This window comes from Faecalimicrobium dakarense (assembly GCF_000499525.1).
Lineage (GTDB): Bacteria > Bacillota > Clostridia > Peptostreptococcales > Peptostreptococcaceae > Faecalimicrobium > Faecalimicrobium dakarense.
Genome location: NZ_HG529434.1, coordinates 1 through 14,688, shown reverse-complemented (window position 1 = coordinate 14,688; position 14,688 = coordinate 1). Strand labels below are relative to the sequence as shown.

General features: G+C 34.2%; 12 protein-coding genes and 1 other annotated feature. All 12 genes read right to left on the bottom strand.

Features of this window, described 5'->3' with window-relative positions:
* Nucleotides 1-91: 91 nt before the first annotated feature.
* The 12 genes from fusA to rpmG all read right to left on the bottom strand — a co-directional run bounded on the left by fusA (nucleotide 92) and on the right by rpmG (nucleotide 14,514).
* Nucleotides 92-2,158 (bottom strand): elongation factor G, encoded by a 2,067-nt coding sequence (gene fusA, locus BN899_RS17670; RefSeq protein ID WP_042278228.1) that lies wholly within the window; start codon nucleotides 2,156-2,158, stop codon nucleotides 92-94.
* A 49-nt stretch (nucleotides 2,159-2,207) separates the two neighbouring features.
* Complete coding sequence (rpsG, locus tag BN899_RS17665; protein ID WP_042278225.1) at nucleotides 2,208-2,678, bottom strand: 30S ribosomal protein S7; 471 nt, start codon at nucleotides 2,676-2,678, stop codon at nucleotides 2,208-2,210.
* 128 nt (nucleotides 2,679-2,806) lie between these two features.
* Entirely contained in the window at nucleotides 2,807-3,229 is a 423-nt protein-coding gene (gene rpsL / locus BN899_RS17660) for a 30S ribosomal protein S12 (RefSeq protein WP_042278222.1), read from the bottom strand.
* Nucleotides 3,230-3,523: 294 nt separating this feature from the next.
* A complete protein-coding gene (gene rpoC, locus BN899_RS17655) occupies nucleotides 3,524-7,012 on the bottom strand; it encodes a DNA-directed RNA polymerase subunit beta' (protein WP_042278219.1) in 3,489 nt (1,162 codons plus the stop codon).
* 42 nt (nucleotides 7,013-7,054) lie between these two features.
* Nucleotides 7,055-10,774 carry a DNA-directed RNA polymerase subunit beta gene (rpoB, locus tag BN899_RS17650; protein ID WP_042278216.1) on the bottom strand — a complete coding sequence of 1,240 codons (3,720 nt, stop codon included), beginning with the start codon at nucleotides 10,772-10,774 and terminating at the stop codon, nucleotides 7,055-7,057.
* A 356-nt stretch (nucleotides 10,775-11,130) separates the two neighbouring features.
* A complete protein-coding gene (gene rplL / locus BN899_RS17645) occupies nucleotides 11,131-11,493 on the bottom strand; it encodes a 50S ribosomal protein L7/L12 (RefSeq protein ID WP_042278213.1) in 363 nt (120 codons plus the stop codon).
* An 85-nt stretch (nucleotides 11,494-11,578) separates the two neighbouring features.
* Nucleotides 11,579-12,082: a 50S ribosomal protein L10 gene (gene rplJ, locus BN899_RS17640; protein ID WP_042278210.1), complete on the bottom strand. Its 504-nt coding sequence runs from the start codon at nucleotides 12,080-12,082 to the stop codon at nucleotides 11,579-11,581.
* Between the two features lie 45 nt (nucleotides 12,083-12,127).
* Nucleotides 12,128-12,257 (bottom strand) — a sequence feature (ribosomal protein L10 leader region).
* A gap of 51 nt (nucleotides 12,258-12,308) precedes the next feature.
* Nucleotides 12,309-13,007, bottom strand: coding sequence for a 50S ribosomal protein L1 (gene rplA, locus BN899_RS17635; RefSeq protein ID WP_042278207.1), 699 nt, complete (start codon nucleotides 13,005-13,007; stop codon nucleotides 12,309-12,311).
* A gap of 77 nt (nucleotides 13,008-13,084) precedes the next feature.
* Nucleotides 13,085-13,510 (bottom strand): 50S ribosomal protein L11, encoded by a 426-nt coding sequence (rplK, locus tag BN899_RS17630; RefSeq protein WP_042278204.1) that lies wholly within the window; start codon nucleotides 13,508-13,510, stop codon nucleotides 13,085-13,087.
* A 45-nt stretch (nucleotides 13,511-13,555) separates the two neighbouring features.
* Entirely contained in the window at nucleotides 13,556-14,098 is a 543-nt protein-coding gene (gene nusG, locus BN899_RS17625) for a transcription termination/antitermination protein NusG (RefSeq protein ID WP_042278202.1), read from the bottom strand.
* Between the two features lie 19 nt (nucleotides 14,099-14,117).
* Nucleotides 14,118-14,339 carry a preprotein translocase subunit SecE gene (secE, locus tag BN899_RS17620; protein WP_042278199.1) on the bottom strand — a complete coding sequence of 74 codons (222 nt, stop codon included), beginning with the start codon at nucleotides 14,337-14,339 and terminating at the stop codon, nucleotides 14,118-14,120.
* A 25-nt stretch (nucleotides 14,340-14,364) separates the two neighbouring features.
* A complete protein-coding gene (rpmG, locus tag BN899_RS17615; RefSeq protein ID WP_003421192.1) occupies nucleotides 14,365-14,514 on the bottom strand; it encodes a 50S ribosomal protein L33 in 150 nt (49 codons plus the stop codon).
* Nucleotides 14,515-14,688 lie beyond the last annotated feature (174 nt).

Below are 14,688 nucleotides of genomic sequence, written 5' to 3'. Positions count from 1 at the left end.
AAATACCTCCCTATATATTTTTATGTAAGACGAGGAATACCTCGTCTTACTTATTTTAAGTTTATTTTAATAATTTATATTAATGAAATTATTATCTTGATTCAGCTATTTTCTTAGCAACTGAAGCTGGAACTTGTGCGTAATGATCAAATATCATTGTATAAGTCGCACGACCTTGAGTAGAAGATCTTAACTCAGTAGAGTATCCAAACATTTCTGAAAGTGGAACGAATGCATTTATAACTTGTGCACCAGATCTAGCTTCCATACCTTGTATTAAACCTCTCTTAGAGTTTAATCCACCCATAACGTCTCCCATGTAATCTTCAGGAGTAACAACTTCAACTTTGAAGTAAGGCTCTAATAATATAGAGTTACCTTTTCTTAAAGCTTCTTTCATAGCCATTGAACCAGCCATTTTGAATGCCATTTCTGATGAATCGACATCATGGTAAGAACCATCATATAATTCAACAGCAACGTCAACAACTGGGAATCCAGCAACTACACCAGATGCCATAGCACCTTGTATACCTGCATCAGTTGGTCCAACGTATTCTTTTGGTACAGATCCACCAACAGTTTTGTTTTCGAATTTGTATCCAGCACCTGGATCTTGAGGGTTAACTCTTATCTTAACATGACCGTATTGTCCTCTACCACCTGATTGCTTAGAGTACTTGTACTCTATATCAACTGGCTCAGTTATAGTTTCTCTGTAAGCAACTTGTGGAGCACCAACATTAGCTTCAACTTTGAATTCTCTTAATAATCTATCTACGATTATTTCTAAGTGTAATTCACCCATACCTGATATTATAGTTTGTCCTGTTTCTTCATCAGTTCTAACTCTGAAAGTTGGATCTTCTTCAACTAATTTTTGAAGAGCTACACCCATCTTTTCTTGAGCAGCTTTTGATTTAGGCTCTATAGCAACAGATATAACTGGTTCTGGGAATTCCATAGTTTCAAGTACTATTGGATGAGCTGGATCACATAAAGTATCTCCAGTAGTCGTATCTTTTAATCCAACAGCTGCAGCTATGTCTCCAGCATACACTTCTGTTATTTCTTCTCTAGTATTAGCATGCATTTGTAGTATACGTCCTAGTCTTTCTCTCTTGTTTTTAGTAGAGTTTAGTACGTATGATCCACTTCCTATTACCCCAGAGTAAACTCTGAAGAATGCTAACTTCCCTACGAATGGGTCAGTCATTATTTTGAATGCTAAAGCTGAGAATGGTTCTTCATCAGATGAATGTCTCTCTGCTTCTTCACCATCTTCTAATATACCTTTTATAGAAGCTATATCAGTTGGAGCTGGTAAGTAATCAACAACACCATCTAATAATAACTGAACACCTTTGTTCTTGTATGCAGAACCACAGAATACTGGGTTCATTTCACATGCTATAGTAGCTTTTCTTATAGCAGTTTTTATTTCTTCTACAGAGAACTCTTCACCTTCAAGATATTTCATCATTAGGTCTTCATCAGTTTCAGCAACAGCTTCTATAAGCTTCTCTCTCCACTCTTGAGCTAATTCTTTCATATCTTCTGGTATTTCAGTTTTTATTATTTCTACTCCTAAGTCATCTTTGTATATGTGAGCACACATTTCTACTAAGTCAACTTCACCTTCTAACCAATCTTCTTTACCTATTGGTAATTGAACTGGTACAGCATTTGCTGCTAATCTATCTTTCATCATAGCTACAACATTGTAGAAATCCGCACCCATGATGTCCATTTTATTAACGAATGCCATTCTAGGTACTCCGTAGTTATCTGCTTGTCTCCATACGTTCTCAGATTGAGGTTCAACCCCACCTTTAGCACAGAATACAGCAACAGAACCGTCAAGAACTCTTAGAGATCTTTCAACTTCAACTGTGAAGTCTACGTGTCCTGGAGTATCTATTATATTTATTCTATGGTCTTTCCATGCAGCAGTAGTAGCAGCAGAAGTTATTGTTATACCTCTCTCCTTCTCTTGCTCCATCCAGTCCATTTGAGAAGCTCCTTCATGAGTTTCTCCTATTTTATGAGTTTGCCCTGTATAGAAAAGGATTCTTTCTGTAGTAGTAGTTTTTCCTGCATCTATATGAGCCATTATTCCTATATTTCTAGTTCTTTCTAAAGGAAACTTTCTAGCCATGGTTCTCCTCCTTACGATATCCCTTTAAAGGTATCAGTATATCCTGTTATTAGAATCTGTAATGAGCAAATGCTTTATTAGCTTCTGCCATCTTATGAGTATCTTCTTTCTTCTTAACTGAAGCTCCTGTGTTGTTAGCAGCGTCCATTATTTCTTTAGCTAGCTTTTCAACCATTCCCTTTTCTCCACGAGCTCTAGTGTAGTTTACTAACCATCTTAATCCTAGAGTTTGTCTTCTTTCAGGTCTTACTTCAATAGGTACTTGGTAGTTAGCTCCACCAACTCTTCTTGCTTTAACTTCTAAAACTGGCATTATGTTTTCCATAGCAGTATTAAATACCTCTACAGCGTCTTCTCCTGTTTTTTCAGCTATCATAGCGAAAGCATCATAAACTATTGTTTGAGCCTTCCCTTTTTTACCATCTATCATTAAGTTATTTATTAACTTAGTAACTACTTTACTTTTGTATATTGGATCCGCTAAAACTTCTCTTTTTGGAACATTACCTCTTCTTGGCATTTTACTTCCCTCCTTAATTATTAAATCTTAAATCATAGGTACTCGACATCATTCAAACGCCGTGATGCCATAAATATGTCTATATATTTAAAGCACCGCACTTATAATCAATTGTTAGTTATTTTTTACTATTTCTTTGCAGCTTTAGGTTTCTTAGCACCATACTTAGATCTTGCTTGCATTCTCTTATCAACACCTGCAGTATCTAATGTACCTCTTAGTATATGGTATCTAACCCCTGGAAGGTCTTTTACTCTTCCTCCTCTTATAAGAACAACACTATGCTCTTGTAAGTTGTGACCTTCACCTGGTATATAAGCAGAAACTTCTATACCGTTTGTTAATCTAACTCTGGCAACTTTTCTTAAAGCTGAGTTAGGTTTCTTAGGAGTAACTGTCTTTACTGAAGTACAAACCCCTCTTTTTTGTGGAGCACTTGTATCAGTTGTTTTCTTGTTTAAAGAATTGTATCCTTTTTGTAATGCTGGAGCAGTAGATTTCTTTTCTATTGCTTGTCTTCTTTTACGAACTAATTGGTTAATTGTTGGCATCACGCGCACCTCCTCTTTGAAAATTTTCGATCTTAACGATCGCCAACTAAATCAATATGATTTACATATTGATTGAATGTAACTTTCGTTACTTTACAATTAAATGTCTATTAACACACAATCATGTGGTCTTAGCTCTTTGCAGTTTGGTGCCTGCTAATTCTTATTTATTAAAAGTCCAACTGAAAGCTACCAATGACTTGTTATAGACATTAGTACACTTTCAATTGCACACTTTTACATTTTATCACCAGACATAATCCATGTCAAGATTTCTTTATTTTACATTAAGCTTTAGTCTTGAATTTTTTCAACAGCTATATTCTTATATTTCTTCATACCAGTTCCTGCAGGTATTAACTTACCTATTATAACATTTTCTTTAAGACCTATTAAGTGATCTTCTTTTCCTTTTATAGCAGCTTCTGTTAATACTCTTGTAGTTTCTTGGAATGAAGCAGCTGATAAGAATGACTCTGTAGCAAGAGATGCCTTAGTTATACCAAGTAATACTCTCTTAGCAACAGCTGGTGCTAAATCTTGAGCCACAGCTTCTTCATTACATTTATTGAATGTTAATACATCTTCATATCCACCTGGTAATAAATCTGTATCTCCTGGATCTTCAACCTTAACTTTAGAAAGCATCTGTCTTACAATAACTTCTATATGCTTATCGTTAACGTCAACCCCTTGCATTCTATAAACTCTTTGAACTTCTTTAACTATATATTCTTGAACTCCGCCTATACCTTGAATTCTTACTATATCATGAGGATTTATAGAACCTTGAGTTAATGGATCTCCTGCTTCAACCATTTGACCTTGCTTAACTCTTAATCTTGATCCGTAAGGTATTGCGTATACTTCAGTTTCTCCAGCTTCAGGTATTATAGCTATCTCTTTTCTCTTACCAGTTTCATCTATTTCAACTCTACCAGATATTTCAGTGATTAGAGCTAAACCTTTTGGTTTTCTAGCTTCGAATAATTCCTCAACCCTTGGAAGACCTTGAGTTATATCTCCACCGGCAACCCCACCTGTATGGAATGTACGCATTGTAAGCTGTGTACCTGGTTCTCCGATTGATTGAGCAGCTATTATACCAACAGCCTCTCCGATATTAACTTCTTTACCTGTTGCAAGGTTTCTTCCGTAACACTTAGAACAAACTCCGTGGTTCGTTTTACAGTTAAGAACAGTTCTAATTTCTACTTTTTCAATTCCAGCTTCAACTATTTTTTCAGCTGCATCTTCTTGTATCATAGAATCTGCTTCAACTAAAACTTCACCAGTTTTAGGATCTACTATAGCATCTATAGTATATCTTCCAACTATTCTATCGTATAATTCTTCTATAACTTCATTTCCATCTTTTATAGCAAAGACTTCTGTTATATCATTTGTTCCACAATCAACTTCTCTTACTATAACATCTTGACTGACATCAACAAGTCTTCTTGTTAAGTAACCTGAATCGGCAGTACGAAGCGCTGTATCGGCAAGACCTTTTCTAGCACCATGTGAAGATGTGAAGTATTCCATTACTGATAACCCTTCACGGAAGTTAGATTTAACTGGAACTTCAACTGTTTTACCAGATGCATTGGCCATCAGACCACGCATACCAGCTAACTGTCTTATCTGGTTTTTCGAACCTCTGGCTCCAGAGTGAGCCATTATATATATGTTGTTTAATCTATCTAGTCCAGCCATAAGAGCATCTGTAACTTTTTCAGTAGTTTCTGACCAAGTTTCTATAACTCTTTCATACCTTTCTTCGTTAGAGATTAAACCTCTTCTATATGCTTTTTCATATTTATCTACCTTAGTCTCTGCCTCAGTTATATAGGCTTTCTTAGACTCTGGTATTGTCATATCTGCAACAGCAACTGTCATACCACCTACTGTAGAATACTTAAATCCTAAAGCTTTTATGTGATCTAATAATATAGCAGTTTCTGTGTTTCCATGCTTTCTAAAGCACTTATCTATTATTTTTCCAAGAGACTTTTTGTCAACTAAGAAATCAATTTCAAGTCCAAATGGATCTACATTTCTATCTACAAACCCTAAATCTTGAGGTACATTTTCGTTGAATATAAATCTACCAACTGTACTTTCAACTAGAGATTTTCTTCCATCAGGAAGTACTATTCTCATTTTAACTTTAGAATGTAAGTGAACTGCTTGGTTTTGGTAAGCAAGTAATAACTCGTTAAAGTCTTTAAATATTGTACCATGACCTGGAGCATAATCTTGTTCTTCTATTGTTAAGTAGTAACATCCTAAAACCATATCCTGAGAAGGAGTAGTTATCGGAGTACCATCTTTAGGAGCAAGTATGTTATTTACTGATAACATTAAGAATCTTGCTTCTGCTTGTGCTTCTACTGATAAAGGTACGTGTACCGCCATTTGGTCACCATCGAAGTCGGCATTGTATGCTGTACATACAAGTGGATGTAGCTTTATAGCTTTTCCTTCAACTAAAACTGGTTCAAATGCTTGTATACCTAATCTATGAAGAGTAGGAGCACGGTTAAGAAGTACTGGGTGACTTTTTATAACATCTTCTAATACATCCCAAACTTCTGGTTTAACTTTTTCTACTATAGATTTAGCACTCTTTATATTGTGTGCATGACCTTCTTTAACTAATTTATCCATAACAAATGGTTTGAATAATTCAAGAGCCATTTTCTTAGGAAGACCACATTGGTAGAATTTAAGATCTGGCCCAACAACTATAACTGAACGTCCTGAGTAGTCAACACGCTTACCAAGTAAGTTTTGACGGAAACGCCCTTGCTTACCTTTTAACATGTCTGATAAAGACTTAAGCGGTCTATTACCAGGTCCTGTTACAGGTCTACCTCTTCTACCATTGTCGATTAAAGCATCTACTGCTTCTTGAAGCATTCTCTTTTCATTTCTTACGATAATGTCCGGTGCTCCAAGCTCTAATAATCTCTTTAATCTGTTATTTCTATTTATAACTCTTCTATATAAGTCATTTAAGTCAGAAGTTGCAAACCTTCCACCATCTAATTGTACCATCGGTCTTAAATCTGGTGGTATTACAGGGATTGCATCTAATATCATCCATTCTGGCTTATTTCCAGACTTTTTGAATGCTTCTACAACTTCTAGTCTTCTTATTGTTCTTATTCTCTTTTGCCCAGTGCTATCTTTTAAGTCAGATCTTAACTCTTTACTTTCTTGCTCTAAATCAATATTTTGTAATAATTGTTTTACAGCTTCAGCACCCATACCTACAGTGAAAGTACCATATCCATACTTTTCAACAGCAGTCCTGTATTCTTTTTCTGTTAATAATTGCTTTTCGTTTAATCCAGTTTCACCTGCATCTGTTACAACGTATGAAGCAAAATATAATATTTTTTCTAAAGATCTTGGAGACATATCAAGTAAAAGACCCATTCTACTTGGTATACCTTTGAAGTACCAGATATGAGACATAGGAGCTGCAAGCTCTATATGTCCCATTCTTTCTCTTCTTACTTTAGCCTTTGTTACTTCTACACCACATCTATCACAAACTACACCTTTATATCTAACTCTTCTGTACTTACCGCAGTGGCACTCCCAGTCTTTTTGAGGACCAAATATTCTTTCACAGAATAGACCATCTTTTTCTGGTTTTAAAGTACGGTAATTTATAGTTTCAGGCTTTTTTACTTCTCCTCTAGACCATTGTCTTATTTTTTCTGGAGAAGCCAATGCTATCTTTATCGACTCGAAATTGTTTAATTCAAACAAGGAGTTCTCTCCCTTCTATTTGATATTTACATTCATTAATTACTATTCATCAAAATTTTCTTCTTCTTCTTCTTCGTATTCTATTTCATCAAAAACTACGTCGTCTTCAAAATCTATGTTTTCCATATCTTCTTCTTCAACTGTTTCAATGAAGTCATCGTCTATTTCTTCTATTATGTGATTTTCTTCCATTTCTTTCACATTATCTATAACATCTAATTCAAATTCACTAGATATATCATCTAATTCTAAAGATTCTCTAACTTCTATTTCTTGATCTTCTTCAGTTAATACCTTTACATCTAAGCATAAACTTTGAAGTTCTTTTATAAGAACCTTGAATGATTCTGGGATTCCTGGTTCTGGGATATTTTCACCCTTAACTATTGCTTCGTATGCTCTAACACGTCCTACAACGTCATCTGACTTAACAGTAAGTATTTCTTGAAGTATGTGAGCAGCTCCGTATGCTTCTAGAGCCCAAACCTCCATCTCCCCGAATCTCTGTCCACCAAATTGTGCTTTACCACCTAATGGCTGTTGAGTTACTAAAGAGTATGGTCCTGTACTTCTAGCATGTAACTTATCATCAACTAAGTGATGTAGTTTAAGCATGTACATGTATCCTACTGTTATTCTGTTGTCGAAAGTTTCACCAGTTCTACCATCGTGTAAAGTTAATTTACCATCTTCTGGATATCCAGCTGCAACTAATGCTTTTCTGATATCACCTTCTTTAGCGCCATCAAATACTGATGTAGCTACATGCCATCCTAAAGTTTTCGCAGCAAGTCCTAAGTGAACTTCTAGTACCTGTCCGATGTTCATACGAGATGGTACCCCTTGTGGATTAAGAACTATATCAAGAGGAGTTCCGTCTTCCATAAATGGCATATCTTCTTCAGGTAATACTCTTGAAATAACCCCTTTATTACCATGACGTCCGGCCATCTTATCTCCGACTTTTATCTTTCTCTTTTTAGCTATATAACATCTAACTAATTCATTAACTCCTGGAGATAAATCATCTCCATTTTCTCTTGTGAAGACTTTTACGTCAACTATTATACCAGATTCTCCATGAGGAACTTTTAATGAAGTATCTCTAACTTCTCTAGCTTTTTCCCCGAATATAGCACGAAGTAATCTTTCTTCAGCTGTAAGTTCAGTTTCTCCTTTTGGAGTTACCTTACCAACTAATATATCTCCTGAATCTACTTCAGCACCTACTCTGATTATACCTCTATCATCTAAGTTCTTCACAGCACTTTCAGAAACGTTAGGTATATCTCTAGTTATTTCTTCTGGTCCTAGCTTAGTATCTCTAGCTTCACATTCATATTCTTCTATATGAATAGTAGATAATCTATCTTCCTTAACTAATCTTTCGTTTATTAAAATAGCATCCTCATAGTTGTAACCTTCCCAAGTCATGAAAGCTATGAAACAGTTTCTTCCTAATGCTACTTCTCCAAGATCTGTAGCTGGTCCATCTGCTATAACATCACCTTGAGATATTTGCTCACCTTTATTTATTATTGGAGTTTGATTTATACAAGTACCTGAGTTTGAACGTTTAAACTTAAGTAATTTGTACTTATCTCTATTTCCATCTTCTCTTTTTATAATTATTTCATCAGCAGTTACTCTTTCAGCTACACCACTGTGTTTTGCAACTACAACTGCACCTGAATCTTTAGCAGCTCTATATTCAACTCCAGTACCTATGATTGGAGCTTCTCTTCTAACTAATGGAACAGCCTGACGTTGCATGTTTGATCCCATAAGCGCACGGTTGGCATCATCATTTTCTAAGAATGGTATCATTGCCGTAGCTATAGAAACAACTTGCTTTGGAGATATATCCATGTAGTCTACTCTGTTTACAGGAACTAGTTCAACTGCACCATTTACAGTTCTACAAACTACTCTACTGTTTACGAATTTACCATCTTCTTCTAATGGTTCATTTGCCTGAGCTCTTATGAATAAATCTTCTTCATCTGCTGTTAAGTAATGTATTTCATCAGTTACTTTACCAGATTCTTTGTCTACCTTTCTATAAGGAGACTCTATGAAACCAAACTCATTTATTTTAGCATAAGTACTTAATGAGTTTATAAGACCGATGTTTGGTCCTTCTGGAGTTTCTATTGGACACATTCTTCCGTAATGAGAATGATGAACGTCACGAACCTCGAATCCTGCTCTTTCTCTTGAAAGTCCACCTGGTCCTAATGCTGATAATCTTCTCTTATGTGTTAATTCAGATAATGGGTTTGTTTGATCCATGAACTGAGATAACTGAGAACTTCCGAAGAATTCCTTTATAGCAGCAGAAACCGGTCTTATGTTAACTAACGCTTGAGGCGTTATAGCTTCCATATCTTGAACAGTCATTCTTTCTTTTATAACTCTTTCCATTCTTGAAAGACCTATTCTAACTTGGTTTTGTAATAACTCACCAACAGATCTTATCCTTCTGTTTCCTAAATGATCTATATCATCTATGAAACCTATCTCATGGAATATATTGAATTCATAGTTTATAGAAGCAATTATATCATCTAATAATATATGCTTAGGTATAAGCTCTTTAATTCTAGATTTTATAGCTTCTTTTACTTCTTCTTCATCACTATACTCATCTATAATTTCTTTTAAAGTTGGATAGTGAACTTTTTCTTTTATATTTAACTCATCTATGTCAAAACTAATATGAGATTTTATATCTACAAAGTTGTTTCCTATAACTTTAACTTCTTTTTCATCGTCTACTAATAAAGTAACTACATTTATACCTGAATTTTGTATTTCTCTAGCTACTTCATAACTTATTTTGTCTCCAGCTTTTACATATACTTCACCAGTTTCAGTGTTTACTATATCTTCCGCTGATATTTTATTCATTATTCTATTGCATAAAGCAAGTTTCTTATTAAACTTATATCTACCTACTTTAGCTAAATCGTATCTCTTTGGATCGAAGAATAATGCATTTAATAATGATGATGCACTCTCAACTGTTGGAGGCTCACCTGGTCTTAATTTTTTGTATATTTCTATTAGACCTTCTTCAACTGTTTTAGTATTGTCTTTTTCTAGAGTTGCAGCTAATCTCTCATCTTCTCCTAAAAGTTCAATGATTTCTGCATCCGTTCCTATTCCTAAAGCTCTTAATAAAACTGTAACTGGTTGCTTTCTAGTTCTGTCAACTCTTACAGATATAATATCGTTAGAATCTGTTTCATATTCTAACCATGCACCTCTGTTAGGAATAACAGTAGATGATATTAACCTCTTACCTGTTTTATCTCTTTCTTGTGCATAATAAACGCCTGGAGATCTAACTAATTGACTTACTATGACTCTCTCTGCTCCATTAATTACGAAAGTTCCTCTTTCAGTCATTAATGGGAAATCGCCCATAAATACTTCTTGTTCTTTTATTTCACCAGTTTCTTTATTTATAAGTCTTACTTTAACCTTTAGAGGTGCACAATATGTAGCATCTCTATCTTTACATTCTTCTATATCGTATTTAGGTTTATCGTCTAAAGAGTAATCAACAAATTCTAATATAAGATTACCTGTGTAATCTTCTATTGGAGAAATGTCTTCAAATACTTCCTTTAATCCTTCTTCAATAAACCACTTATAAGAATCCACTTGTAATTCTATAAGATTTGGTACATCAGCTATTTCCTTTATCTTAGAAAAGCTCATTCTAGTTCTTTTACCTATCGTGACAGGATGTGGCATTCACTTTTCACCTCTCAATAATTAAAAATAAAACCATAGTTCATTGTAACGCATCTAATAATTTTATCATAATGTCAAGTATTTTTCAATATGTAACTTATATCTAATGTCTTATATTTATTTTTATGTATAAAAATATGCAATACTTATTATGCACAAAATTCCAATCTAAAATTCGCATTTTTATACATATTTTTAATTTACACAAAAAAAGAAGTATAAAATACACTTTTTTGTTTATACCTCTTTGAATTTACAGTGATAATTAACATTATTTAAACTATTAACAAATGCATTATTAAGTCTATGGCAGATTACATAAAAAAAGATGTCCAAAGGACATCTTTTAAAGAAAACTACTTAACTTCTACTGAAGCACCAGCAGCTTCTAACTTTTCTTTCATTTGCTCAGCTTCTTCTTTAGAAGCTCCTTCTTTTATTGTCTTAGGAGCGTTGTCAACTACTTCTTTAGCTTCTTTTAATCCTAATCCAGTTATTTCTCTAACAGCTTTTATAACTCCAACTTTTGAAGCTCCAGCGCTTGCTAATACTACATCAAATTCAGTCTTTTCTTCAGCAGCTCCACCAGCAGCTGCACCAGCCATCATAACTGGAGCTGAAGCAGATACACCGAATTTTTCTTCAGCAGCTTTAACTAATTCATTTAATTCTAAAACTTTCATGTTTTCTATAGCTTCTAATATTTGTTCTATTGTCATTTTTAGCACCTCCGAATTTTTTTCTTTAACTTTTTAATTTAATAATTATTATATATAATTTATATAATTTTTTCTAAATTGACAATTAAGCTTCTTGTCCTTCTGCTTTCTTTATCATTGCATCTATTAAGTATGCGAAGTTTGATACTGGAGCTTTTAAGCTTCCAAGTAATTTAGCAATAAGAACCTCTCTTGATGGTATGTTAGCGAACTCAACTATTTGAGATTCGTTGTAGAATTCTCCTTCTACTATTCCCATCTTTAATTGCATTTTTGGATGAGCATCCATAAATTCTTTTAATATTCTAGCTGGTGCAACAGGATCTTCGTATCCGAATGCTATCGCATTAGTTCCAACTAGTAACTCGTCATTGAACTGTTCTATACCAACTTCTTTAGCAGCTCTTCTTACTAAAGTGTTTTTGTATACTTTGTATTCAACACCAGCTTCTCTCATTTTCTTTCTTAATTCAGTTACTTCTTCAACTGTTAATCCCTTGTAGTCAACTACAACAGCAGCACAAGATTTTTGTAACTTTTCAACTATCTCAGCAACAACGCCTGATTTTAGTTCTATAGCTTGTCTCATCTAATTGTGCACCTCCTTCACCTAATAGGTTTAGTATTCGCCGCAATCTCATTTAAAAAAGCTTTTGAGTCAAAAGTAGACAACAAAAGCTTTAGTAATTTCAATTTATCTAAAACCTCGGTAGGATTTTAAGCCTTTCGGCACCTACTGTCTACGGCAAATCTATTCTTTTTTATATCAACAAATGTTATATTAACATTTTTGTTTTTGTATGTCAACAGTTTTATTATTCTGCTATTCTAGCTGGGTTTATTTTAACACCAGGTCCCATAGTAGAAGTTACTGTTATACTTCTTAAGTATTGTCCTTTAGCAGCAGCTGGCTTAGCTTTTACTATTGCATCCATTAATGCAGCAAAGTTTTCAGCTAACTTTTCTCCACCGAAAGATACTTTACCAACTGGAACGTGAATTATGTTAGTTTTATCTAATCTGTATTCAACCTTACCAGCTTTTATTTCGTCTATAGCTTTAGCTACATCGAAAGTAACAGTTCCTGATTTAGGGTTTGGCATTAAACCTTTAGGTCCTAATACTCTACCTAATCTACCAACTACACCCATCATGTCTGGAGTAGCAACTACAACGTCAAATTCAAACCAGTTTTGACCTTGTATCTTTTGAACTAAGTCTTCAGCTCCTACGAAATCTGCTCCTGCAGCTTCTGCTTCTGCAGCTTTAGCTCCTTTAGCGAAAACTAAAACTCTCTTAGTTTTACCAGTTCCGTGTGGTAATACAACCGCACCTCTTACTTGTTGGTCAGCATGTCTTGAGTCAACACCTAACTTTATGTGTGCTTCTACAGTTTCATCAAACTTAGCAGTAGCAACATCTACAACTAATGATACAGCTTCTGTTGCATCATATAATCTAGTTCTATCAACTTTTGTTAAAGCTTCTACGTATTTTTTACCTTTTTTAGCCATTTTAAATGTCCTCCTTGTGGTTATTTTCGGTTTTTCAACCTCCCACTTCTTATAACGAAGTGTCTAATTTTATAAAATTAGTCTTCTATAACGATACCCATACTTCTTGCAGTACCAGCTATCATACTCATAGCAGTTTCTACTGAAGCAGCATTTAAATCAGGCATCTTTAATTCAGCTATTTCTCTTACCTTAGCAGAAGATAAAGTAGCAACTTTCTTCTTGTTAGGTTCTCCTGAAGCTGAATCTAATCCAGCAGCTTTCTTTAATAAAACAGCAGCTGGTGGAGTTTTAGTTATGAAACTGAATGATCTATCTTGGTATACAGTTATAACAACTGGTATTATCATTCCAGCTTGATCTGCAGTTTTAGCATTGAATTCTTTAGTGAATCCCATTATGTTAACTCCGTGTTGTCCTAATGCTGGTCCAACTGGTGGAGCTGGAGTTGCCTTTCCTGCAGGTATTTGTAATTTTATTTGACCTATAACTTTTTTAGCCATTGAGCGCACCTCCTCAGAATTTTTCTATATATAAATATAGTATTTTTATAATCTTTCTAAACTATCAGACTCGATTACAAATAGAGTCTTTTTGCCAAATGCATCTATACACACTTTGACTTCTTTTGTTTCCAGGTTTATTTCTTCAACATTACCTATTTGTCCACTAAATGGTCCATTAGAAACTTCAACAGTATCTCCTATTTCTAGGTCAATATTGCTATTTCCTATTTTTGGTTCAGTTGATTCTATGCCCATAGTCTTAGCTTCTTCATCACTTAATGCAACCGGCTTAGATCCTGGTCCAACAAATCCAGTAACACCCTTAGTATTTCTTACGACATACCAAGATTCATCGGTGATTACCATTTTAACTAAGACATATCCAGGGAATACCTTACGTTGTCTAGTTTTTTCTTTTCCTGTTTTAGTAGTTTCCACTACATCTTCAGTCGGAACAACTACTTGTGTTATGCAGTCTTCCATACCTCTTGTTTTTACAGCTTTTTCTATAGTAGCTTTAACTTTATTTTCATGTCCTGAATAGGTATGTACAACATACCATCTTGCTTGTTCTAATTCTGACATATTATTTTCTCCTTTGTGTCTATTTTAGTATAAATGCTAGTGCACCAGATAATACACTATCTAAAGCCCATACTAATATAGTAGATGAAATAACTACAGTTAAAACCACACCAGTGTTTTTAAGTAATTCTTGTTTCGTTGGCCATGAAACTCTTTTAAGTTCTTGTTTAGTTTCTTTTATATAAGTAGCTAAACTAAATCTCTTCTTAGTTTTTACGCCTTGATTTGCTTGGGCAGCCATATTATACTCACATCCTTAATAAAAACTATTTTGTTTCTTTATGAGTAGTATGTTTCTTGCAGAATCTACAATATTTTTGTAATTCTATTCTGTCTGGGTTATTCTTTTTGTTTTTAGTAGTGTTGTAGTTTCTTTGCTTACATTCTGTACATGCTAAAGTTACTTTAACTCTCATCTGCTACACCTCCAACTTTGTAATACAATATATATATTGTTAATATAATACCTTAATTTATAATATTAAGATATTATTACCTTCCTGAATCATCACTTTGTATAATTTATCATAAAATGATAGTAGTGTCAATGTTTTTGTGATTTCAAATCTTAAAAAAAAGAGGAGTAAAAA